The 21,908-nt window shown below is 58.1% G+C and carries 22 protein-coding genes; 12 read left to right on the top strand and 10 right to left on the bottom strand.

Annotated elements, in window-relative coordinates; genetic code table 11:
• The coding region (locus AC1DSG_RS11125) for an MFS transporter (protein WP_477790928.1) at nucleotides 1-1,159 on the bottom strand (1,159 nt) is incomplete at its 3' end.
• Between the two features lie 451 nt (nucleotides 1,160-1,610).
• Between AC1DSG_RS11125 and quiC the strand changes: the two genes are divergently transcribed.
• Together quiC and AC1DSG_RS11115 are read left to right on the top strand one after the other, a co-directional pair.
• A complete protein-coding gene (gene quiC / locus AC1DSG_RS11120) occupies nucleotides 1,611-3,512 on the top strand; it encodes a 3-dehydroshikimate dehydratase QuiC (RefSeq protein ID WP_477790927.1) in 1,902 nt (633 codons plus the stop codon).
• 103 nt (nucleotides 3,513-3,615) lie between these two features.
• The gene (locus AC1DSG_RS11115) at nucleotides 3,616-4,293 is read left to right on the top strand and encodes a TetR/AcrR family transcriptional regulator (protein ID WP_477790926.1); all 678 of its coding nucleotides are present in this window, start codon (nucleotides 3,616-3,618) and stop codon (nucleotides 4,291-4,293) included.
• Between the two features lie 36 nt (nucleotides 4,294-4,329).
• On the opposite strand, the gene AC1DSG_RS11110 is transcribed toward AC1DSG_RS11115, so the two are convergent.
• The 3 genes from AC1DSG_RS11110 to AC1DSG_RS11100 form a co-directional block, all read right to left on the bottom strand.
• Complete coding sequence (locus tag AC1DSG_RS11110) at nucleotides 4,330-5,184, bottom strand: shikimate dehydrogenase (protein ID WP_477790925.1); 855 nt, start codon at nucleotides 5,182-5,184, stop codon at nucleotides 4,330-4,332.
• Between the two features lie 5 nt (nucleotides 5,185-5,189).
• Nucleotides 5,190-5,630 (bottom strand): type II 3-dehydroquinate dehydratase, encoded by a 441-nt coding sequence (gene aroQ, locus AC1DSG_RS11105; protein ID WP_007946605.1) that lies wholly within the window; start codon nucleotides 5,628-5,630, stop codon nucleotides 5,190-5,192.
• Nucleotides 5,631-5,770: 140 nt separating this feature from the next.
• A complete protein-coding gene (locus AC1DSG_RS11100) occupies nucleotides 5,771-6,682 on the bottom strand; it encodes a LysR family transcriptional regulator (protein WP_477790924.1) in 912 nt (303 codons plus the stop codon).
• 249 nt (nucleotides 6,683-6,931) lie between these two features.
• On the opposite strand from AC1DSG_RS11100, the gene AC1DSG_RS11095 reads away from it, so the two are divergent.
• Nucleotides 6,932-7,360, top strand: coding sequence for a DUF4160 domain-containing protein (locus tag AC1DSG_RS11095; RefSeq protein ID WP_477790923.1), 429 nt, complete (start codon nucleotides 6,932-6,934; stop codon nucleotides 7,358-7,360).
• Nucleotides 7,357-7,803, top strand: a complete 447-nt coding sequence (locus AC1DSG_RS11090; protein WP_477790922.1) for a DUF2442 domain-containing protein — start codon at nucleotides 7,357-7,359, stop codon at nucleotides 7,801-7,803. The genes AC1DSG_RS11095 and AC1DSG_RS11090 overlap by 4 nt, the downstream gene beginning before the upstream one ends.
• 53 nt (nucleotides 7,804-7,856) lie before the next feature.
• Here AC1DSG_RS11090 and trmA read toward each other — a convergent pair whose 3' ends face one another.
• Nucleotides 7,857-8,936, bottom strand: coding sequence for a tRNA (uridine(54)-C5)-methyltransferase TrmA (trmA, locus tag AC1DSG_RS11085; RefSeq protein ID WP_477790921.1), 1,080 nt, complete (start codon nucleotides 8,934-8,936; stop codon nucleotides 7,857-7,859).
• Entirely contained in the window at nucleotides 8,933-10,228 is a 1,296-nt protein-coding gene (locus tag AC1DSG_RS11080; protein WP_477790920.1) for an NCS2 family permease, read from the bottom strand. The genes trmA and AC1DSG_RS11080 overlap by 4 nt, the downstream gene beginning before the upstream one ends.
• Before the next feature lie 71 nt (nucleotides 10,229-10,299).
• On the opposite strand from AC1DSG_RS11080, the gene AC1DSG_RS11075 reads away from it, so the two are divergent.
• Complete coding sequence (locus tag AC1DSG_RS11075) at nucleotides 10,300-10,755, top strand: DUF4879 domain-containing protein (RefSeq protein ID WP_477790929.1); 456 nt, start codon at nucleotides 10,300-10,302, stop codon at nucleotides 10,753-10,755.
• Between the two features lie 67 nt (nucleotides 10,756-10,822).
• Nucleotides 10,823-11,374: a DJ-1 family glyoxalase III gene (locus tag AC1DSG_RS11070; RefSeq protein WP_477790919.1), complete on the top strand. Its 552-nt coding sequence runs from the start codon at nucleotides 10,823-10,825 to the stop codon at nucleotides 11,372-11,374.
• Nucleotides 11,375-11,380: 6 nt separating this feature from the next.
• Here AC1DSG_RS11070 and AC1DSG_RS11065 read toward each other — a convergent pair whose 3' ends face one another.
• Nucleotides 11,381-12,619 (bottom strand): MFS transporter, encoded by a 1,239-nt coding sequence (locus AC1DSG_RS11065; protein ID WP_477790918.1) that lies wholly within the window; start codon nucleotides 12,617-12,619, stop codon nucleotides 11,381-11,383.
• Between the two features lie 483 nt (nucleotides 12,620-13,102).
• Between AC1DSG_RS11065 and AC1DSG_RS11060 the strand changes: the two genes are divergently transcribed.
• From AC1DSG_RS11060 to AC1DSG_RS11050, 3 genes are all read left to right on the top strand, one after another.
• Nucleotides 13,103-14,542: a cytochrome ubiquinol oxidase subunit I gene (locus AC1DSG_RS11060; protein WP_477790917.1), complete on the top strand. Its 1,440-nt coding sequence runs from the start codon at nucleotides 13,103-13,105 to the stop codon at nucleotides 14,540-14,542.
• 3 nt (nucleotides 14,543-14,545) lie between these two features.
• Nucleotides 14,546-15,553 (top strand): cytochrome d ubiquinol oxidase subunit II, encoded by a 1,008-nt coding sequence (gene cydB, locus AC1DSG_RS11055; RefSeq protein WP_477790916.1) that lies wholly within the window; start codon nucleotides 14,546-14,548, stop codon nucleotides 15,551-15,553.
• 83 nt (nucleotides 15,554-15,636) lie between these two features.
• Nucleotides 15,637-15,804: a DUF2474 domain-containing protein gene (locus tag AC1DSG_RS11050; protein WP_477790915.1), complete on the top strand. Its 168-nt coding sequence runs from the start codon at nucleotides 15,637-15,639 to the stop codon at nucleotides 15,802-15,804.
• Between the two features lie 67 nt (nucleotides 15,805-15,871).
• Here the strand turns inward: AC1DSG_RS11050 and AC1DSG_RS11045 are convergent, their stop codons facing one another.
• Entirely contained in the window at nucleotides 15,872-16,996 is a 1,125-nt protein-coding gene (locus AC1DSG_RS11045; RefSeq protein ID WP_477790914.1) for a methyltransferase, read from the bottom strand.
• Between the two features lie 177 nt (nucleotides 16,997-17,173).
• On the bottom strand, nucleotides 17,174-17,884 hold the full coding sequence (locus AC1DSG_RS11040; protein ID WP_477790913.1) for an autoinducer binding domain-containing protein: 711 nt from the start codon (nucleotides 17,882-17,884) through the stop codon (nucleotides 17,174-17,176).
• Between the two features lie 346 nt (nucleotides 17,885-18,230).
• Here AC1DSG_RS11040 and AC1DSG_RS11035 point away from each other — a divergent pair, with 346 nt between their 5' ends.
• On the top strand, nucleotides 18,231-19,007 hold the full coding sequence (locus AC1DSG_RS11035) for a ferredoxin--NADP reductase (RefSeq protein WP_477790912.1): 777 nt from the start codon (nucleotides 18,231-18,233) through the stop codon (nucleotides 19,005-19,007).
• 44 nt (nucleotides 19,008-19,051) lie between these two features.
• Here AC1DSG_RS11035 and mscL read toward each other — a convergent pair whose 3' ends face one another.
• Nucleotides 19,052-19,465 carry a large-conductance mechanosensitive channel protein MscL gene (mscL, locus tag AC1DSG_RS11030; protein ID WP_046028605.1) on the bottom strand — a complete coding sequence of 138 codons (414 nt, stop codon included), beginning with the start codon at nucleotides 19,463-19,465 and terminating at the stop codon, nucleotides 19,052-19,054.
• A 285-nt stretch (nucleotides 19,466-19,750) separates the two neighbouring features.
• Between mscL and katB the strand changes: the two genes are divergently transcribed.
• Both katB and AC1DSG_RS11020 read left to right on the top strand, forming a co-directional pair.
• Complete coding sequence (katB, locus tag AC1DSG_RS11025) at nucleotides 19,751-21,292, top strand: catalase KatB (protein ID WP_477790911.1); 1,542 nt, start codon at nucleotides 19,751-19,753, stop codon at nucleotides 21,290-21,292.
• 60 nt (nucleotides 21,293-21,352) lie between these two features.
• A complete protein-coding gene (locus AC1DSG_RS11020) occupies nucleotides 21,353-21,895 on the top strand; it encodes an ankyrin repeat domain-containing protein (protein ID WP_477790910.1) in 543 nt (180 codons plus the stop codon).
• The last annotated feature ends 13 nt before the right edge of the window (nucleotides 21,896-21,908 follow it).

Below are 21,908 nucleotides of genomic sequence, written 5' to 3'. Positions count from 1 at the left end.
TGAACATCCCGCCGATGGCTGCGCACATGCCGCCAAAACCAAATACCGTACTCATCATGTGTTTAGGCGTGTAGTCCATCACCAGGCTCCAGATGTTCGCGGTCCAGGCCTGGTGCGCGCCGATGGCCAGGGAGATAGCCGCCACCGCGACCCACAGACTGCTCGAGCCGGCCGCCATGATCACGCCGATGATGCAGCAGGCGAACAGGAACATGGACATCAGTCGCGCCTTGATCGGGTTGACCCCACGACCGATCAGGAACGAGGAGAGAATCCCGCCACCGACACTGCCGAAGTCTGCCGTCAGGTAGATGATGATCAGCGGGATACCCATTTGGGTCACGTTGATCCCCAGGTTGTATTGCTGATTGAGGAACGGCGGCAGCCAATACAGGTAGAACCAGAACACCGGCGCGGTCATCGAGTAGGCGAGGGCGAAGGCCCAGGTGCCACGCATGCGCAGGATTTTCGAAAACGGCACGCGGGCCTGTTCCGGTTCGACTTCTTTCTGGATGTAGTCCAGCTCTGATTGTTTGACGCTTGGATGGTCTTCCGGGTTGAAGTATTTCAGGCCCCAGAACAGCAACCAGATACCGCCCAGCGCCGACATGCACAGGAACGCAGCCTGCCAGCCCCACACGTGGAGGATCAGCGGCAACAGCATCGGAGTGAACATCGCGCCGACGTTGGTCCCGGCATTGAAAATACCGGTAGCCACCGCACGTTCGCCGGCCGGGAACCACAGGCGCGTGGTTTTCACGCAGGCCGGGTAGTTGGCGGCTTCGGTCAGACCGAGGATAAATCGGCAGACCATAAATCCGACCGCCGAAGTGGCCAGGCCGTGGGCACCGGTGGCCAGGCTCCAGAGCAGCACGGCGCAGAAGAACACGCGCTTCACGCCGACCCGGTCGATCAAGCGGCCTTGCAGCACGAAACCGATGGCGTAGCCGACCTGGAACCAGAAGTTGATGTTGGCATAGTCCATCGCCGTCCAGCTCATTTCCTTGGCGAGGATAGGCTGCATGACGCCGAGGGCGGCACGGTCGATGTAGTTCAGGGTTGTTGCGAAAAACACCAGCGCCAGCATGCCCCAACGGGTTTTGCCGACTGCCATGGCGCCGCGGATCTTGTCGCCGATACCGCCGCTGGCAGGAGTCATGGAGGAGCGCTCCACGGGAAAGCTTTGAGAAGGAGTCATGTAGTTCACCAATTGTTTTTATGTGGTGTTCTGGGTCTTTGGTAACCGGGCCCGACGGATCGTGATCGGGCTCAATGTGAGTGAATGTTGCGGAGTGGACAAAAAATCGTCAATTCGCCAAAGGCCATTTTGTTCGATAATCGCACGCAAAACTAACCGGATAGTACACTTTGCATTGCTGTGCGATTCCGCCAGGCCAATAATTCCCCCTCGTTAAACGCGATCCTTGTAGCAGCTGGCGAAGCCTGCGTYCGGCTGCGAAGCAGTCGTAAACCCTGTGCACGCGGTTTACCTGTATGACCGCGTCGCCTGAATTCACGACTGCTTCGCAGCCGAACGCAGGCTTCGCCAGCTGCTACAGAAAGCGTGCGATATCGATAACAAGATTGTCTCCACCACCGGGAGTCGAAATATGCAGCGTTCCATTGCCACCGTTTCCTTGAGCGGTACCCTGCCGGAAAAACTCGAAGCCATTGCCGCCGCCGGTTTTGACGGGGTGGAGATTTTCGAGAACGACCTTCTCTACTACGACGGTAGCCCACGGGAAGTTAAACAGATGTGCGCCGATCTCGGGATCGCGATCACGCTGTTTCAACCATTCCGCGACTTCGAAGGCTGCCGCCGTGACCGACTGCCGCGCAACCTGGAACGGGCCGAGCGCAAGTTCGACTTGATGCAGGAACTGGGCACTGACCTGGTGTTGGTGTGCAGCAACGCGTCCGCTGATTCTGTCGGCGATGAGCAAATCCTCGTTGACGACTTGCGCCTGCTGGCCGAACGCGCCGGTGCGCGTGGCCTGCGAATCGGTTACGAAGCGCTGGCCTGGGGCCGGCATGTGAACACTTATCAACAGGTGTGGAACATCGTCCGCCAGGCAGACCATCCGAGTCTTGGCGTGTTGCTGGACAGCTTTCACACCCTCTCGCTCAAAGGCGATCCGAGCGCCATCGCCGATATTCCAGGCGATAAGATTTTCTTCGTGCAAATGGCCGACGCACCGATCCTGGCCATGGACGTGCTGGAGTGGAGCAGACACTTCCGCTGCTTCCCCGGCCAGGGCGAATTCGATTTGCCGGGTTTCCTCGCGCCGATTATCAAAAGTGGCTACACCGGGCCACTGTCGCTGGAAATCTTCAACGACGGTTTCCGCGCCGCGCCACCACGGGCCAATGCTGCTGACGGTTTGCGCTCCTTGTTGTACCTCGAGGAGAAAACCCGCCAGCGTCTGGCGCAGGAAGCTCAACTGGCGCCCAACCTCGACATCCTGTTCGAGACACCCACTGCCAGCGAATACAACGGTATCGAGTTTCTGGAATTCGCCGTGGACGAAAGCCTCGGCGCCAAGCTCTCCCATTGGCTGGAGCGGCTGGGTTTCGTCAAGGCCGGGCAGCATCGTTCCAAGAGCGTTAGCCTGCTGCGTCAGGGCGATATCAACCTGATCCTCAACTCTGAGCCTTACTCGTTCGCCCACAGTTTTTTCGAAGCCCACGGCCCATCGCTGTGCGCCACCGCTGTGCGGGTCAAAGACAGCGCGAGCGCGCTGGCCCGGGCCGTGGCTTACAAAGGTCAGCCGTATCGCGGACTGGTCGGCCCCAATGAATTGGAGTTGGCGGCGGTACGTGCTCCGGACGRCAGCCTGATTTACCTGGTGGACCAGGACGCTGACGTCTACGGCACTGACTTCAACCTGCTTCCAGCGRCTGTGACCAGCGGCGGCCTCAAGCGTATCGACCACATGGCCATGGCGTTGCCGGCCGACAGCCTCGACAGTTGGGTGCTGTTCTACAAGAGCCTGCTGGATTTCGAAGCCGATGACGAGGTAGTGCTACCCGACCCATACGGCCTGGTAAAAAGCCGTGCGCTGCGCAGCCGCGACAGTTCGATCCGCTTGCCGTTGAACATTTCCGAGAACCGCAATACCGCGATCTCACACGCGCTGTCGAGTTATCGCGGTTCCGGTGTGCATCACATCGCGTTTGATTGCGACGACATCTTTGCGCAAGTCAGCCGGGCGAAAGAGGCGGGCGTGCCGTTGCTGGACATCCCGCTCAATTACTACGACGACCTCGCCGCGCGCTTCGACTTCGATGACGAGTTCCTCAGCGAGTTGGCGTATTACAATGTGCTGTACGACCGCGACGCCCAAGGCGGCGAGCTGTTTCATGTGTACACCGAGCCGTTCGAAGGGCGGTTCTTTTTTGAAATCATTCAGCGCAAGAACGGCTATGCTGGCTACGGCGCGGCCAACGTCGCGGTTCGACTGGCGGCGATGGCCAAATCCCGTAGCGGGGCCATTCGTCAGGCCAAGTTGTAGGAAAATCGTAAGCGTCGATCACAAACCGCTTCCGCACGGCTTCCTTCGCTGTGCGGCGCGGCCCATAATCGCCAGCCTGTGCAGTGATGGCCGTGAGCCCGCAATGACAATGACTTCTGAACGCTCCGCAGTGCCCGGCGAACCCCTCGTCGAGCCTCGCAAAAGCCGCAAAAACAATCCGGAAAAAACCCGCGAAAACATCCTTCAAGAGGCGATTGTCGAGTTCGTCCAGCAGGGGCTTTCCGGTGCTCGCGTTGATGCGATCGCCGAGCGCATCCACACCTCCAAACGCATGATCTATTACTACTTCGGCAGTAAAGAGCAGCTGTACGTTGAAGTGCTGGAAAAGCTCTACGGGGATATTCGCAGCACCGAAAACCGTATGCTCCTGACCGAGCTGGCGCCGGTCGAGGCGATCCGTCGTCTGGTGGAGTTCACCTTCGACCACCATGATCGCAATGTCGATTTCGTGCGCATCGTCAGCATCGAGAACATTCACAACGCTGAATACGTGAAGCGCTCCGATGCGATCAAGGCGATGAACAATACGCTCCTCGATTCACTGGGCGAAATTTTGCGTCGCGGTGCCGAGGAGGGGGTATTCCGAAGCGGACTTGATCCGCTGGATGTGCATCTGTTGATCAGTTCGTTCTGCTTCTATCGCGTGTCGAACCGTCATACCTTTGGTGAGATTTTTCAGATCGATTTGCCCGACGAAGCCATCAAGCAGCGTCATCGGGCGATGATTTGCGAGTCAGTGTTGCGCTACTTGCAGGCTTGATGTGCATTGAGGGGATTGCCCCCTCACTGCATCCACTCAGCCATTCATTCTCTRAAAATGCGCGAGCATTCGCTGCGCATCCGGCACGACGCCGCTGAACAATTCAAACGCCTTCACCGCCTGAAACACCGCCATGTTGCCGCCGTCCAGGGTCCGGCAACCGAGCGCGCGGGCGTTGCGCAGCAGTTCGGTTTCCAGTGGGAAGTAAACAATCTCCGCCACCCACAACTCAGTGCGAAGCAGCTCCAGTGGCACCGGCATGCCCGGCAGTTTTTTCATGCCCATGGGCGTGGTGTTCACCAGCCCGTCCGCTTGGGCCATTGTGCTTGGCAGATCATGCCCGGCCACCGCTCGGCCTGCGCCAAAATGCTGATTGAGGTTGTCCGCCAGCGCCTGCGCGCGGCTGATCTCCACATCGAAAATACTCAGCAGTTGTACGCCCTCGCTCAATAGTGCGTGGGCCACTGCCGCACCTGCGCCTCCGGCACCCATTTGTACGACATGCCCACGGGCAGCATCTTTCAAGCCTCGGCGAAAACCTTCGGCAAAACCCAGGCAATCGGTGTTATGGCCGATGCGTTTGCCGTCTTTCAACACCACGGTGTTCACCGCGCCGATGCCGCGCGCTTCCGGCGACAGTTCGTCGAGCAACGGGATGATTGCCTGCTTGCACGGGAAGGTGATGTTCAGCCCGGTGAAATTCATCCGCTCGGCCGCCATCAGCAGGTCGGGCAGGGCACTGCTGTCGAGCTGCAATTGATCCAGGTCGATCAGGCGATAGAGGTAACGCATGCCTTGCGCGTCGCCTTCGTGCTCGTGCAGCGCTGGGGTGCGAGACGCTTGAATTCCGGCGCCGATCAGCCCGGCCAATACAGTTTTGTGCTGAGTCATCACGTTCACCTCTTCAATTGCAGACTGAAATGTTCCAGCGCCAGGCGATAGCCGAGGCTGCCAAAACCGGCCAGCACAGCGGTGGCGATGGCCGAGACGAACGAGTGATGGCGGAAAGGCTCACGAGCGTGGACGTTCGACAGGTGGACTTCGATCACCGGCAGTTCGCTGGCGACGAGGGCGTCGCGGATCGCAACCGAGGTATGAGTCCATGCGGCGGGGTTGATCACAATTCCGGCGCAACGACCGCGAGCGGCATGAATCCAGTCGAGCAACTCACCTTCGTGGTTGGTCTGGCGAAACTCCACGGCCAGGCCGAATTCTTCAGCGGCGCGTCCGCATAGGGCCGAGATGTCTGCCAGGGTTTCGTGACCATAAGTCGCCGGTTCACGGGTGCCAAGCAGGTTAAGGTTCGGGCCGTTGAGCACCAGAACGATAGGGGGCATCGAGGGTCTCTCCACTTATTGTTTTTGGAAGCGGCTGTTGGTTCAGCCTGTGGAGATAAATTGTACTAGATGGTTAATTTGGTCAATTGAAGTGATGCCTCAACCGGGATTTGTGGGCGGTGATCGGACAGTTTCGAGATTTATCGGGGCAGATGCTCAATCAGGAAGTCGATAAAGGCGCGCAACTTCAGGGGCACATGGCGGCTTTGCGGATACAGCAACGTGAACGGTCGCGAACGTCCGCTGTAAGGCTTCAACACTTCCACCAGCGAGCCATTGGTCAGTTCGTTTTCGACGATAAACCGGTACGTTTGAAACAGACCCGCCCCGTGTTTGGCCAGGGTTACGCCGCCGAGTACATCGTCAGAGCAACTGAGATTGCCCTCGGCCAGAATCTCCCGTGATGCGCCGTTGTCATTGAACAGCCAGGCAATCCGCCGACCGCTGCTGGGCAGTTCGTACTGAATGCATTCGTGCTGCGCCAGGTCGTCCAGGGTTTGCGGAACGCCCGCGCGCTTGAGGTACTCGGGGCAGGCAATCAGCACCAGCGCGGCGTCCTCCAGATGTCGGGCGATCAAGCCAGAATCCGGAATCGCCCGCACGCGGATGGCCATGTCATAACCTTCGCTAACGAAATCGATGTTGCGATTGCTGATGTGCGACTCGACCTTTACCTCGGGAAAACGCGCCCGAAACGCCGGCAGTAACGGCAGAATCCGGTGGTGTGCATAAGTCGTGGGAATGCTGATTCGCAACGTACCGGACGGTTGTTGCTGCTGACCCATGACCTCGCGTTGGGCTTCGATCAGTTGCGCCAGCGCCTGGCGACATTCCTCGTAATACCGGCGACCACTGTCGGTCAACTTCACGCTACGGGTSGTGCGCGCGAACAGCCGCACGCCCAGGCGTTCTTCCATGCGCGATACCGAACGGCTGACGGCGGCCGGCGTTACCCCTGCTACCAACGCGGCGGCGGTAAAGCTTCCGGCCTCGGCTGCCAGGCAAAACAGTTCGATGCTGCCCAGCTGAAGATCATCGAAGACTCGCTGCATGATTGATTACACCGGGGATCAAATGAGGGCTGCTGCATGGCGTCACTGTAGATGAAATTTCTGTGACAGTGCTTATCTGGAGCGGCGGCTTATTTGCGGGCGGGGTGAAAGGATTGCTTACTATTTTGACGCGGTAGATCGGGAGTCAAAAAACGCTCAAGCGCTAGTCTGAAATCAGATCGCACCCATTATCGGGTTCTTCAAGGAATGGAGAATCTTTGCACTCTATAACCTAACGGATGGGTTAGCATGAATGTATGTCGCTACAGGGGCTTTTCATTGGTCGTCATGCTGCGCGATGAACACTGTCCGCCCCATGTTCACGTCGATGCCCAAACGTGGAGCGCACGATTCAAATTCAGTTTCTGGCACAACGGCGTAGAACTCTGGGATGTCGTACCTCATTCGCAGCGCCCCCCTTCAGCGGTGCTTGAGGGGTTGCGTCAGGCGCTGCGGCAACCGGCGCATTTACGGCGAGCACGCGGCATCTGGTGGAGCAAATTGCGCACGGCCTGCCTCGACAATCAGTTGTGGGATTGGGAGGGCAATGAAGTGGTCGTGATGAAACGAATCGCCAGCACGACCTACGTGATTGGCTCGGCCTGTTACGAGCCCGAAACGAACAAGACGTTGTTGGCCCTGTTGGGGGCTGCCGAGGGAGTGGAAATCGAATTATGAAAACGATACAGGCGAACATTCAGGCGGATCGCCCCGTCACCGAAGAAATACTGGATCAGGCCATTCAGCGAGGCGAGTTGAGTCGTCGTAGCGGTTTGAATGCGACAGCAGTGACGTGGACAGGACATTGCCTGGTCGTCAGCTTTGAAGACGGCAGTGGCGTGCTGCTTCCGGCGAGGAATTACCCGGAGTTTGATGGCTTTGACGATGGGGATTTCGTTGATTTGAAGGTCGGCTTTTCAGGAACCGCGCTCTGCCATGAAGGCCGTGATTTACAGGTGTCCATTGCTGGATTGATTTCAGCGAGCAAGCCACTGATGGACATGGCGTCTTCCGTCATCGCCTCGCGCAATGGTCGCCAGAGCAGTGTTGCCAAGGCCGAGGCGGCGCGGGCCAATGGCAAAAAGGGTGGTCGCCCGCGCAAGGTGGATTCGGCTCTTTGATCGCCCACAAAAAAGCCGTCGTGATGACGGCTGATTTGTACGGGCAACTGTAATTAACGACGGGTTAACAACACCCCGGACTCCATGTGATGCGTCCACGGGAACTGGTCAAACATCGCGCACTGAGTGATGCGATGCGTGTCGTGCAACTGGGCGATGTTCGCCGCCAGCGTTTCCGGGTTGCAGGAGATGTAGAGGATGTTGTCGAAACGTCGGGTCAACTCGCAGGTGTCCGGGTCCATGCCGGCTCGGGGCGGGTCGACGAACACACTACCGAACTCGTAGCTCTTGAGGTCGATGCCGTGCAGGCGACGGAACGGGCGGACTTCGTTCAGCGCTTCGGTCAGCTCTTCGGCGGACAGGCGCACCAACGTAACGTTATCCACCGCGTTTTCGCTGAGGTTGCTCAGGGCAGCATTGACTGAAGTCTTGCTGATTTCCGTGGCCAGCACTTTGCGTACGCGGGTAGCGAGCGGCAGGGTGAAGTTGCCGTTGCCGCAGTACAACTCCAGCAAATCGTCGGTGCGATCACCGAGGGCGTCGTAAGCCCAGTTGAGCATCTTCTGGTTGACGGTGCCGTTGGGCTGGGTGAACGCGCCTTCCGGCTGGCGATAGCTGAAGGTGCGACCACCGACTTCGAGCTTCTCGACCACGTAATCGTGGCCGATCACTTCGCGTTTGCCTTTCGAACGGCCGATGATGCTGACGTTCAGGTCGGCGGCCAGTTTCGTGGCTGCTGTATGCCAGTGCTCGTCCAGCGGGCGGTGATAGCACAGGGTGATCATCGCATCGCCGGCCAGGGTGGTCAGGAACTCCACCTGAAACAGCTTGTGGCTCAGGGCCGCACTGGCTTTCCATGCCGCTTTGAGCTGCGGCATCAACTGATTGATGCGCAAACTGGCGATTGGAAACTCTTCGATCAGGATCGGCGTACGTTTGTCTTCCTGGGAAAACATCGCGTAGTGCCGCTCGCCGGCTTCGCGCCACAGGCGGAATTCGGCGCGCAGGCGAAAGTTTTGCAGCGGTGAGTCGAACACTGCAGGTTCCGGCGCACCAAACGGGGCCAGCAGGTCACGCAGGCGCGTGACCTTTTCTTCGAGCTGAACGGCGTAGGCCTGGGAATCAAAAGTCATGCGTTGAACCAACCCAACTTGATCACGAACAGAATCGACAGAATCACCAACGCCGGGTTCAGGTCACGGGTGCGCCCGGACAGCAGCTTGATCACGGTCCAGGAAATGAAACCGAAGGCGATGCCGTTGGCGATGGAATACGTAAACGGCATGGCCAGCGCGGTGACCACGACCGGTGCGGCAACGGTGATGTCGTCCCATTCTATTTCGGCCAGGCCTGAGGTCATCAGTACGGCGACGAACAACAGTGCCGGTGCCGTGGCGAATGCCGGAACGCTGGAGGCCAATGGCGAGAAGAACAGCGCCAACAGGAACAGAATCGCTACCACAACAGCGGTGAGGCCGGTGCGGCCACCGGCACTCACGCCGGCTGCGGATTCGATGTAGCTGGTGGTGGTCGAGGTACCCAACAGCGAGCCGGCCATGGCCGCGGTACTGTCGGCGACCAGCGCGCGGCCCATTTTCGGCATGCGGCCGTCCTTGTCCATCAGGCCGGCGCGCTTGGCGACGCCGATCAGGGTGCCGGAGTTGTCGAACAGGTCAACAAACAGGAAGGCGAAAATCACACTGATCAGACCGATGTCCAGTGCACCTTTGATGTCCAGTTGCAGGAAGGTCGGGGCCAGGGAGGGCGGCATCGACATCACGCCGCCGAACGGGGTGAAGCCCATCACGATCGAAGCGGTGGTCACCACCAGAATGCCGATCAGCACCGCTCCGCGCACTTTCAGCGCTTCGAGGGCAACAATCAGGGCAAAGCCCAGGGTCGCGAGAATGGGCGCCGGTTGTTTCAGGTCACCGAGGCCGACCATGGTCGCCGGGTTGCTGACCACGATGCCGGCGTTGTGCAGGGCGATCAGCGCCAGAAACAGACCGATACCGGCTGCAATCGCCGAGCGCAGCGGCAAGGGGATGCTGTAGATGATCCATTCGCGGATGCGGAAGATCGACAGCAGGAAGAAGCACACCGCGGAGATGAACACCGCCCCCAGTGCCACTTGCCAGGTGTGGCCCATGTGCAGGACCACGGTGTAGCTGAAGAAGGCGTTCAGGCCCATGCCCGGCGCCAGCGCGATCGGGTAGTTGGCGATCAGGCCCATCATTGTGGAGCCAAAGGCCGCGGCCAGACAGGTGGCGACGAACACCGCGCCCTTGTCCATGCCGGTCTCGCCGATGATGCTCGGGTTGACGAACAGAATGTAGGCCATGGCCAAGAAAGTCGTGACGCCCGCCAGAATCTCGGTCCGCACGTTGGTGTTGTGTGCTCTGAGTTGAAACAGCCTTTCCAGCATGTCTGCTCCCCGTGRCGCGCCCGGCGCCGTGAATGTATGAGCCATACTGCGCGCTGATTTTGGGGGGAGCTATGTATTGCATGGAAAAGCCTGTGATTACCGTGATTGGCGTCGTGTTTGCCTTGTTGCTGGGGGCGCAAAACGCCTCTGCCGCGATAGCGCCACCGTTGAGCCAATTGAAAGTGCTCAAGGTCGAGTCGCCAGGATGTGGTTTTGAAAACATTGCCGCGGGGCAGGATCAGACGCGCTGCGACCACAGCGGCCCGAGTATCAAGGTTTATGTGCTGGAAGTCGGCTACGGCCGCGAGGCGTTTGTCGCGCTGGACGGTTTTGAACTGAACGGCACTCGCACGCCAGTCTGTGCTTTTGATACCGGTAATCTGACCGAGTGCACCGCTGGGAGAAAAACCGTCGGTTATCTGTACGTCCTTGACCTGGCCGGCAAGCAGAGCGGCATCTTTACCTTCAGCAATACCTCGATCAACGCACCGGGCAACACAATGTCGACGCGGCTTTACATCAAGTAACGGCTGCACTCGCACAAGCGTCAGGAAAGCTGACTAAGCTTTAAAGATCATCTTGTGGACTGCACCCATGACCTTTAGAGCTTTGATTACCCTCGCCGAGGGCATCGATGACCTGCAAACAGTGACCCTGGTCGATGTACTGCGCCGCGCCAACGTTGAAGTGGTGGTGGCCAGCATCGAGGGGCGGCGCATGCTTACCTGCGCCCGTGGCACCCGGCTGACGGCCGATGCCATGCTGGTGGATCTGTTGGCCCAGCCGTTCGACCTTATCGCCTTGCCCGGCGGCGCCGTCGGTGCGCAACACCTGGCGGCCCATCAGCCCCTGCAACAACTGATCAAGGATCAGGTCGCCGCCGGACGCTTGTTCGCGGGCATCGCCGAAGCCCCGGCGGTCGCGCTGCAACAGTTCGGTGTATTGCGTCAGCGGCGCATGACGTGTCTGCCCTCGGCCAGTCATCAGCTGTTGGGCTGCAATTTCGTCGACCAACCGGTGGTGGTCGACGGCAACTGCGTGACCGCCCAGGGTTCCGGGGCCGCCTTGGCATTCGCTCTGACGCTGGTGGAACAGCTCTGCGGCAAAGCCACGCGTGCGGCGGTGGCGGGGGAGTTGTTGGTTTAAAGCGGGTCAGACCTTCACTTCTTCCACCGGCACATGCATGCGATCGCGGTTGGCCAGGCTTGGGAACAGTTTCACCCAGACCCCGGTCACCACCAGTGTGCCGATCCCACCCATGACCACCGCTGGCACGGTGCCGAACCAGTGGGCGGTCAGCCCGGATTCGAACTCGCCCAACTGGTTCGAAGCGCCGATGAACAGACCGTTGACGGCGCTGACCCGGCCACGCATTTCGTCCGGGGTTTCCAGTTGTACGAACGAGGCGCGGATCACCATGCTGATCATGTCTGCCGCGCCCAGCACTACCAGCACCGCAAGAGAGAACCAGAACGAGGTCGAGAGGCCGAAGGCGATAGTGGCCACGCCGAATACACCGACCGCCGTGAACATCACCCGTCCGACGTTGCGCTCAACCGCATATCGCGCCAGGAACAACGACATCAACAACGCTCCAACTGCCGGCGCGGATCGCAGCAGGCCCAGACCCCATGGACCTGTGAGCAGGATGTCCTTGGCAAACACCGGCAGCAGCGCCGTCGCGCCACCGAGCAAGACCGCAAACAGGTCCAGAGAGATCGCCCCGAGAATGTCCGGGCGACTGCGAATGAAGCGGATGCCCGCCAGCAGCGAGTCCAGCGTCGCCTTGCCCTTGTTCAGCGGTGTTTGTCGGGCCGGCAGGTTGAGCATCAATGTGCAGGCAATGATGTAGAGGATCACCGTCGGGCCATACACCCAGACGCTGCCGAAGGCGTAGAGCAAACCACCGAGCGCCGGGGCGACGATGGTGGCGGATTGTTGCGCCGATTGTGCGGCGGCCACCGCGCGAGGAAACAGCGCACTGGGCACGATGCTCGGCAACAGGGCTTGTGTGGTGGGCATTTCGAAGGAGCGCGCGGCACCGAGCAGGAACGCGAGGATGAAGATCATTTCCCGGGTGACCTGATCGGTGGCGCTGCCGATGGCCAGCGACAGGGCGATCAGTGCTTGCAGCGACTGGCAGATCGCCGCGACTTTGCGCCGGTCATAGCGGTCCGCAACGTGCCCGGTGTGCAGCATGAACAGCACACGCGGCGCAAATTCCACCAAGCCGACCAGACCCAGATCGAGCACATTGCCGGTCAACTGGTAGAGGTTCCAGCCAATGGCCACCGTGAGCATCTGAAATCCACTGGCGGTAAACACCCGGGCCAGCCAAAACGCGAGAAACGGACGGTGGTGACGTAACAGCAAGGGCTCTTGGCTGGGCATCTGGAGGCAAATCTTGATCGAGGGGAGGCCGAGATTATCACCAACCTGTAACCAGAAGTTGCAGCTGCCAGAAATTTAGTTAGCTAGATACCGATCCCGAAAAACACTCAAATCTCCCTGTGGGAGCGGGCTTGTTCGCAATGGCGGTGTATCAATCGATACCCATGTGCCTGACCCACCGAATCGCGAGCAGGCTCGCTCCCACAGGGAAAGCATTGCAGCGCATGTCTGCGGTCATGGGGCAACTTGTCACGCGGCAAAAGACCACGCGGTTCATGGCCAGAAATGGGACTACTCTTTCAACGTTGATTGATCCAGATCAAAACCCCAAATGGAATTGATCCGACGGCCATCCGGCCAGGCTCCGTGCGTGGTGAGGCTTTTAAAAAAGAACGAATTTGAATTCGCCGCACTCCATACCCGTGGGGGCCCTTGGGTGCAGGCTTCCAGCCAGCAGCCGTATTACCTGACAGAGGAAGACTTATGTTCGGTTTAGAGGCACTTGATCTCGCCCGAATTCAGTTCGCGTTTACAATTTCGTTTCACATCCTGTTTCCGGCCATCACCATTGGCCTGGCGAGCTACCTGGCGGTGCTCGAAGGCTTGTGGCTGAAAACCCATAACGACACGTACCGCGACCTGTATCACTTCTGGTCGAAGATCTTTGCCGTCAACTTCGGCATGGGCGTGGTTTCCGGGCTGGTGATGGCTTATCAGTTCGGCACCAACTGGAGCCGCTTTTCGGACTTCGCCGGTTCGGTGACCGGGCCATTGCTGACGTACGAGGTACTCACAGCCTTCTTCCTCGAAGCCGGCTTCCTGGGCGTCATGCTGTTTGGCTGGAACAAGGTCGGGCGCAATTTGCATTTCTTCGCCACGGTCATGGTGGCCATCGGCACGCTGATCTCGACCTTCTGGATTTTGGCCTCCAACAGCTGGATGCAAACACCGCAGGGTTTCGAAATCGTTAATGGTCAGGTGATTCCCACCGACTGGTTGGCCGTGATCTTCAACCCTTCGTTCCCCTACCGCCTTCTGCACATGGCAACGGCGGCGTTCCTGGCCACCGCATTCTTCGTCGGTTCCTCGGCGGCCTGGCACTTGCTGCGCGGCAAGGACAACCCGGCCATTCGCACGATGCTGTCGATGGCCATGTGGATGGCCTTGATCGTGGCGCCGATTCAAGCCGTCATCGGTGACTCCCACGGCCTCAATACCCTCAAGTATCAGCCGGCGAAAATTGCTGCGATTGAAGGACACTGGGAAAACATCGGGGATGAACCGACCCCGCTGATCCTGTTCGGCTGGCCGGACATGAAAGAAGAGAAAACCAAATTCGCCGTCGAGATTCCGTATCTCGGCAGCCTGATTCTCACCCACTCGCTGGAAAAACAGGTGCCAGCGCTCAAGGAGTTCCCGCCTGAAGACCGGCCCAATTCGACCATTGTGTTCTGGACGTTCCGGATCATGGTCGGCATGGGCATGCTGATGATCTTCACCGGTTTGTGCAGCCTGTTGCTGCGCAAGCGTGACCGGCTGTACACCTCGCGGCCGTTCCTTTACCTGGCGTTGTGGATGGGGCCGTCTGGCCTGATCGCGATCCTCGCGGGTTGGTTTACCACCGAAGTCGGCCGTCAGCCGTGGGTGGTCTACGGCCTGATGCGCACGGCGGACGCGTCCTCCAACCATACTTTCATGCAGATGAGCATCACGCTGGTTCTGTTCGTCGTGGTCTATTTCGCGCTGTTCGGAACCGGTCTGGGCTACATGATGCGCCTGGTGCGCAAAGGGCCGGAAGTCGACGAAGGCAAGGAAACCAATGACGGCGGTCCCGGCAAGAAGCGTACGCCGGCCCGTCCGCTGTCTGCCGCAGACGATGATGGCGCCAGTGACCACAGCCCCAGCCTGACCAAGGAGATTTGAGCCATGGGTATTGATCTTCCGCTGATCTGGGCCGTGATCATCATCTTCGGCATCATGATGTACGTGGTCATGGACGGTTTCGACCTGGGGATCGGAATTCTCTTCCCGTTCATCCCGGGCAAGACCGACCGTGACGTGATGATGAACACCGTTGCACCAGTGTGGGACGGTAACGAAACCTGGCTGGTACTGGGCGGCGCTGCGTTGTTTGGCGCGTTCCCGCTTGCCTATTCAGTGGTGCTCTCGGCGCTGTACCTGCCGCTGATCCTGATGCTGATCGGGCTGATCTTCCGTGGCGTGGCGTTCGAGTTTCGCTTCAAGGCCAAGGACGACAAGCGTCACCTCTGGGATATGGCCTTTATCGGCGGCTCCGTCACCGCAACCTTCTTCCAGGGCGTGGCATTGGGGGCCTTTATTGATGGGTTGCCGGTGGTCAATCGTCAGTTCGCCGGTGGTTCACTGGACTGGCTGACACCGTTCACCCTGTTTTGCGGCGTGGCACTGGTAATGGCTTATGCGCTGCTTGGTTGCACCTGGCTGATCATGAAGACCGAAGGCGAGTTGCAAAAGAAAATGTTCGGCCTGGCGCGGCCGCTCGCCTTCGTGGTGTTGGCGTTGATCGGTATCGTCAGCATCTGGACACCATTGACTCACCCCGAAATTTCCGCCCGATGGTTTACGCTGCCCAATCTGTTCTGGTTCATGCCCGTACCGATTCTGGTGCTGGCGACGATGTACGGTTTGATCCGCGCTGTCGCCCGCCATGCGCACTACATGCCGTTCCTGCTGACGTTGATGCTGATCTTCCTCGGCTACAGCGGTTTGGGCATCAGCCTGTGGCCGAACATCGTGCCTCCGTCCATCTCGATCTGGGACGCTGCTTCACCGCCGCAAAGCCAGGGTTTCATGCTGGTCGGCACGTTGTTCATCATCCCGTTCATCCTGGGTTACACCTTCTGGAGCTACTACGTGTTCCGCGGCAAGGTGACCCACGAAGACGGTTATCACTAGCACTGTGGGAGCGAGCCTGCTCCGGGCGGCGTTCCGACGATGGCGCCCTCAGTGGCGCCATCGATCTACTGAGGATCGATGCAATGAACGGCAAACATTCCCTGCACGACATTGAAGAAGCCGAAAAAAAACCGCTGTGGCAGCGGCTCGGCTGGCTGGTCCTGATCTGGGGCGGTAGCGTTGTCGCCCTGTTTATCGTGGCCAGCCTGATGCGCATGTTCATGAATGCCGCAGGTCTGACCACGCACTGAAGATCCCATCCCGTTGCCTTGGGGCTCGGATTTACAACCCTCCTGTGCGGAGGGTTTTTTTCAGTGCCTATTTGCGGGCTTTGAGAATCACGAATTTTGGCGTAGCGGCCACTTGCTCGACACCACGGTACAGTCGGGCAAGCTTGCTGTGGTAACCCAGGTGACGGTTGCCGACGATATACAGCGCACCGCCCACCACCAGCGCCTCTCGGGCCTGCTGGAACATGCGCCAGGCGAGGAAGTCGCCGACGACTTGTTGCTGATGGAACGGCSGATTGCACAACACCACGTCCAGGGATTGAGGTTCCTGTCCCGCGAGGCCATCACCGGCCCGCACCATGACTTCTCTGTCACCCAACGCCGCGCGCCAGTTTTCGCTGGCTGATTGCACGGCCATGAACGACTCGTCCACCAGCGTGTACTGCGCTTGCGGGTTTTGCAGGGCACTGGCGATGGCCAGCACGCCATTACCGCAACCGAGGTCCGCGACTCGCGCAGTGCCGAGGTTCTTTGGCAGGTGTGGCAGAAAGGCCCGGGTGCCGATGTCCAGTCCTTCACGGCAAAACACATTGGCGTGGTTCAACAGTTCAATGGCCGGTTCGTCGAGTTGATAGCGCGAAGGGTAGGGTGATGCGACCGGGGCTTTTGCTTCAGGCGTGGCGATCAATAGCCGGGCCTTTTTCACCGCCAGGGAGGCTTGCACCGGGCCGATGTAGCGTTCAAGCAGATCACCGGCAGCACGTGGCAGATGCTTGATCATCGCCGCAGCAATCACTTGAGCGCCCGGCGCCAACTGGCCTTGCAGGCGAATCAGCTGTTCTTCCAGCAACGCCAGGGTTTTCGGCACCCGGATCAAAACCCGGTCAAACGGGCCGCTGAGTGATTCGCTGGCTGGCACTCTCGGCACCGCGTCAAACGCCTGGTTGTTACGGATCAGATTTTTCTCCAGTCCCTGAAATGCCAGAAACGAGTCGCCACTGCTGATCACCCGGACTTTGCCCGCGAGGCTGGCGGCCAACGCGCCAAAACTGTCGTTCAGCACCAGTACCCGAGCCTCGGCCGACGGGTGTTGTTCGGCGAGATGGTTGAGCAGGTATTCGTCGGCCGCATCGAAAGCTTGCAGCGGTTCGTTCTGCTGTTCTGGCTGACGGATCAGATCGAGTTGGGCGAAGGGCGTTTCGAGCAGGGGCATGAGGCGGGGCTCTGGGTAATCAACGAGTGTAGTGTCCCGCTGCCGGAAGCGTTGTAGCGGGCGGGGCCGTCTGAGTGCACTGCGTCGTGAAGATGTACACGGCAGCACTCAGGGGACCGCAAATGGTACGTTTTTTTCGGCTGGATTACTCGCAGGTTTTCCTGGATTGGTGCGGATTCAGATGGCACCCATCCTCACCGCCTTTATCACCGCTGCAATCTTGTTGTTCACGCCAAATTTCAGAATAAAACTGTGTACGTGGAAATTGATGGTGCGTTCACTGATGCTGAGTATTCTAGAGCATTCATAAGCCGTCTTGCCGTCGGCGGACAGTTTCAGAATTTCGATTTCACGTTTCGACAAATGAGGTGTGCATGCGGACGACAGGCGATGACGCAGTTTTTTAGCCACGAGCTCATGCAACTGGTGGTTGATGAACATGGCGTAGCCCAGATTTTCATACAGTTCATAGGCTTTGATCGGGCTGTTGTTTCTGGCCAGGCTAAACATGCTGCGAAGACCGTTGCAGTCATGAAACGATTGTGACCAGCCATATTGCAAGCCTGATGTTTTTTGCGCCTGCCTCAGCTGGGGTGCCTTTGAGAAGACTTCATCTTCCCAAAGGATCGGCATCTCTGAATGATTGCAATGAGCCAGTATTGGATCTACGTCACGGAAATGGTCGTGTTCATATTTCGAATTCCAATCGAGCGGGTAGTTGWTAAAACACACATTGTCGCGATGATGCGCTTCGATGGGGGATGTAATTGAAAAAGCACAGAAAGTGAAGCCAAGACTCTGAACGAGATCGAGTGATATTTCATACGCAGATTTAATTTCCTTGGCATCGGATATCTGTCTTAACTGTGATTCCTTCCACATTTCCATTGCAGTAGCTCCATGCGGATATCTTGGGGGTGCATATTGGATCCGCGATCCAGAACGTGCCGAGTGTAGGAGTAATCTTACACACATGCTGCAATTATTTTGTTCTTGAAAATTTTCTGAGCTGAATGTTTGGTTCTTAGAGGTTGTACAGCCAGTACAACTAAGTCACATGGCATACATCATTCAATGATGTCGTTTTTTGTACGAATTGCTGTATGCCATTAGCAATATAAAGTCAGGCTAAATCAATAACAGGAGAGCTCATTTTCAAAGACACTACAAATCACCAGTGTTTAGATCGTCTGCTTTGCGCGACACTGGTGCGGTCAGTTCAATGGAGCGACCCATGACCGCCAGTGCCGATAAGTTTACTCGCCAAACCTTGCTCGACGTCCAGCCGTTGACCCCGAACCTGTTTACCCTGCGGGCAACCCGGGATCCGGGTTTTMGTTTCAGGGCAGGGCAGTTCGCCCGGCTAGGTGTAACCAAGGCCGATGGCAGTACGGTTTGGCGTGCCTATTCAATGGTGTCGTCGCCCTTTGACGATTTTCTCGAATTCTTCTCCATTGTGGTGCCAGGTGGAGAGTTCACCAGCGAGCTGAGCCGACTGGAGGTCGGCGATACATTGCTGGTCGACCGCCAGGCCTTTGGCTATTTGACGCTCGATCGCTTCATCGATGGGCGTGACCTCTGGTTGTTATCCACAGGCACCGGCATTGCCCCGTTTCTGTCGATCCTGCAGGACTTCGAGGTATGGGAGAAATTCGAGCGCATCATCCTCGTCTACAGCGTGCGCGAAGCTCGGGAGCTGGCGTATCAGGCGCTGATAGCCGAGTTGGGGCAGCGCGATTATCTGGCCGAAAACGCCCACAAGTTGCAGTTCATCGCTACCGTCACTCGCGAACAACACCCCGGCGCCCTGAGCGGGCGGATCACTGCGCTGATCGAAAATGGCGAGCTGGAGCGGGCTGCAGGCGTGGCGCTGACACCTGAGCACTCGCGGGTCATGCTGTGCGGTAACCCGCAGATGATCGATGACACGCGCAAGCTGCTCAAACAGCGTGACATGCACCTGAGCCTCAGCCGACGGCCAGGCCAAGTGGCTGTGGAAAACTTTTGGTAAAAAAACGGCGCCTCACGGGCGCCGTTTCTAGTTGTAACCATCGTTCAGGGCCGATTGTTCTGGGCCTTGAGCAAATCACGGATCTCGCTCAACAACTCTTCTTCCTTGCTCGGAACCGGTGGCAGTGTTGGGGCTGCCGCCTCTTCACGCTTCAGTTGGTTGATCGCTTTGATCCCCATGAAAATCGCCAAAGCGACAATGACGAAGTCAATCATGCTCTGGATGAATTTGCCGTAGGCCAACACCACGGCCGGAGCATTGCCTTCGGCTGCCTTGAGCGTAATGGCCAGGTCACTGAAGTCCACCCCGCCGATCAGCAAGCCAATGGGTGGCATGACGACGTCGCCGACAAACGACGTAACGATCTTGCCGAAGGCTGCGCCGACGATGATACCGACTGCCATGTCGATCACATTACCTTTGACCGCGAAGGCCTTGAACTCACTTATCACGCCCATAGGTTATTTCCTTGTTACAGATGAGGTTGGTGAACGCAGTGTAAAGCAGCAAAACGGCTCTTGCTCGAAACACCTTATTACATTGATCGAGGTTATCGATCTGCCTGCCGGCAATTAGTTTGCAAAGTGCCAGCAATCGCGCGCGAAATACGCTCTAGCTGACTGATTTTCGATAAAAATTTCTGAATCATCACGTTTCGTTATTTCTATTTAAATTTTACCGCCTTAGCCACTAGCCTCGGGTCAGCGCACTGGGAGTGCGTCTTGAAAACAGAGGAACCTGAAATGACTTCGACCATTGGAATAGGGGCTTTTCCCCATCGGCATACCCTTGGCGTTTTGACCGCCAGCCTGCTGTCCTTCTCCGTCCACGCTGCCAATCTGACCCGTGATAACGGCGCTGCCGTGGGCGACAACCAGAACTCACAAACCGCTGGCGCCAACGGCCCGGTGCTGTTGCAGGACGTGCAACTGATCCAGAAACTGCAGCGCTTTGACCGTGAACGCATTCCTGAACGTGTGGTGCATGCTCGTGGCACCGGTGCCCATGGCGCCTTCACCGTGACCAATGATCTCAGCGACCTCACCAAGGCGAAGGTGTTCGCTGGCGGCCAGAGCACGCCCGTATTCGTGCGATTCTCCGCCGTAGTTCACGGCAACCATTCGCCGGAAACCCTGCGCGACCCTCGCGGTTTCGCTACCAAGTTCTACACAGCCGACGGCAACTGGGACCTGGTGGGTAACAACTTCCCGACCTTCTTCATCCGTGACGCGATCAAATTCCCGGACATGGTCCATGCGTTTAAACCAGACCCGCGCACCAACCTTGACGATGATTCGCGGCGTTTCGACTTTTTCTCCCATATTCCGGAAGCCACCCGCACCTTGACCGAGTTGTATTCCAACGCCGGCACGCCTGCCAGCTATCGGGAGATGGACGGCAATGGGGTGCACGCCTACAAATTAGTTAACGCCAGTGGCGATGTGCATTATGTAAAGTTTCATTGGAGGAGTTTGCAGGGTATCAATAATCTCGATCCGAAATCGGTCACAAAAGTGCAAGGTCAAGACTACAGTCATATGACCAATGACTTGGTAGCACATATTGACAAGGGTGACTTTCCAAAGTGGGACTTGTACGTTCAGGTTCTAAAATCTCAAGACTTGTACAAGTTTGATTTCGATCCATTGGACGCAACCAAGATTTGGCCCGGAGTTCCTGAACGAAAAGTTGGACAAATGGTTTTGAATCGTAATCCTGCGAATGTGTTCCAGGAAACCGAACAAGTTGCCATGGCTCCAGCCAATCTAGTTCCCGGCATCGAACCTTCGGAAGATCGCTTATTGCAGGGGCGAGTGTTCTCCTATGCCGATACCCAACTTTATCGCCTGGGTGCCAATGCCTTGCAGTTACCGATAAACGCTCCAAAAGTTGCCGTGAATAACGGTAATCAGGATGGAGCGATGAACGTTGGCCAGAGCAGCACGGGCGTGAATTATCAGCCAAGCCGTTTGATGCCCCGTGAGGAGTCTCAAGCCGCGCGTTACAGCCAATCGGCGCTGTCGGGCAGCACCCAGCAGGCGAAGATCCTGCGGGAGCAGAACTTCAAGCAGGCCGGTGATCTGTATCGTTCCTTCAGCAAAAAGGAGCGAAAGGACCTGATCGAAAGTTTCGGCGGTTCGCTCGCAACATCCGATGACGAGAGCAAGCACATCATCCTGTCCTTCCTTTATAAAGCCGACCCGGAATACGGGGCTGGCGTAACCGAGGCGGCCAAGGGTGATCTGAGCCGGGTCAAGGCGCTGGCGGCCAACCTGGTTGACTGACCGCGTTTGCCTGAAAAACGGGGCCTCGGGGTGAGGTCCCGTCAAGACAAGGAGCTTGTCATGCGTATTTATCTTTTTCTATTGCTGGCGGCTTTGTCGCCGGGTGCGTTTTGCGCCACAACTGAAGACCCTGCAGCCCTGACGGTTCAGTTACAGGATTACTACTTCGACGCCGCCCGCCGTGGCGATGTACCCATGCTCGAAACCTTTATTGAAGCCGGCTACTCGCTCGAGACTCGCGACAGCAAGGGTTACACCGYGCTGATTCTGTCGGCCTACCACGGTCAGGACGCCGCAGTAGAGCGATTGCTCGCTGCCGGGGCGGACGCCTGCGCTCAGGACCAGCGCGGCAACACGGCGTTGATGGGGGCGATTTTCAAAGGTGAAGTCCAGATCGCCCGCACCTTGTTGGCGACCCATTGCAGTCCTGACCAACGCAACGGCGCAGGGCAGACTGCCGCGATGTACGCCGGACTGTTCCAGCGTGTCGAGTTGCTCGACGCACTCAAGGCCAAAGGGGCGGACCTGGACACCGAAGATCCATTGGGCAACAGCGCCACGCGTCTGGCCAGCGGTGAAATCCGCACCGCAGCGCCGCGCTGATCGGCGTCAGCTG

This window comes from Pseudomonas sp. P5_A12, assembly GCF_056400685.1.
The sequence above is the reverse complement of the archived record's forward strand: the minus strand, read 5'-3'. Positions and strand labels throughout refer to the sequence as shown.

Coding starts and splice junctions, on each gene's coding strand:
- trmA (WP_477790921.1), bottom strand. CDS start 8,936: ATGACTTTTGATTCCCAGGCCTACGCCGTTCAGCTCGAAGAAAAGGTC.
- katB (WP_477790911.1), top strand. CDS start 19,751: ATGACTTCGACCATTGGAATAGGGGCTTTTCCCCATCGGCATACCCTT.
- AC1DSG_RS11070 (WP_477790919.1), top strand. CDS start 10,823: ATGACCTTTAGAGCTTTGATTACCCTCGCCGAGGGCATCGATGACCTG.
- AC1DSG_RS11080 (WP_477790920.1), bottom strand. CDS start 10,228: ATGCTGGAAAGGCTGTTTCAACTCAGAGCACACAACACCAACGTGCGG.
- AC1DSG_RS11115 (WP_477790926.1), top strand. CDS start 3,616: ATGACAATGACTTCTGAACGCTCCGCAGTGCCCGGCGAACCCCTCGTC.
- AC1DSG_RS11075 (WP_477790929.1), top strand. CDS start 10,300: ATGTATTGCATGGAAAAGCCTGTGATTACCGTGATTGGCGTCGTGTTT.
- cydB (WP_477790916.1), top strand. CDS start 14,546: ATGGGTATTGATCTTCCGCTGATCTGGGCCGTGATCATCATCTTCGGC.
- AC1DSG_RS11060 (WP_477790917.1), top strand. CDS start 13,103: ATGTTCGGTTTAGAGGCACTTGATCTCGCCCGAATTCAGTTCGCGTTT.
- aroQ (WP_007946605.1), bottom strand. CDS start 5,630: ATGCCCCCTATCGTTCTGGTGCTCAACGGCCCGAACCTTAACCTGCTT.
- mscL (WP_046028605.1), bottom strand. CDS start 19,465: ATGGGCGTGATAAGTGAGTTCAAGGCCTTCGCGGTCAAAGGTAATGTG.
- AC1DSG_RS11090 (WP_477790922.1), top strand. CDS start 7,357: ATGAAAACGATACAGGCGAACATTCAGGCGGATCGCCCCGTCACCGAA.
- AC1DSG_RS11095 (WP_477790923.1), top strand. CDS start 6,932: ATGAATGTATGTCGCTACAGGGGCTTTTCATTGGTCGTCATGCTGCGC.
- AC1DSG_RS11065 (WP_477790918.1), bottom strand. CDS start 12,619: ATGCCCAGCCAAGAGCCCTTGCTGTTACGTCACCACCGTCCGTTTCTC.
- AC1DSG_RS11050 (WP_477790915.1), top strand. CDS start 15,637: ATGAACGGCAAACATTCCCTGCACGACATTGAAGAAGCCGAAAAAAAA.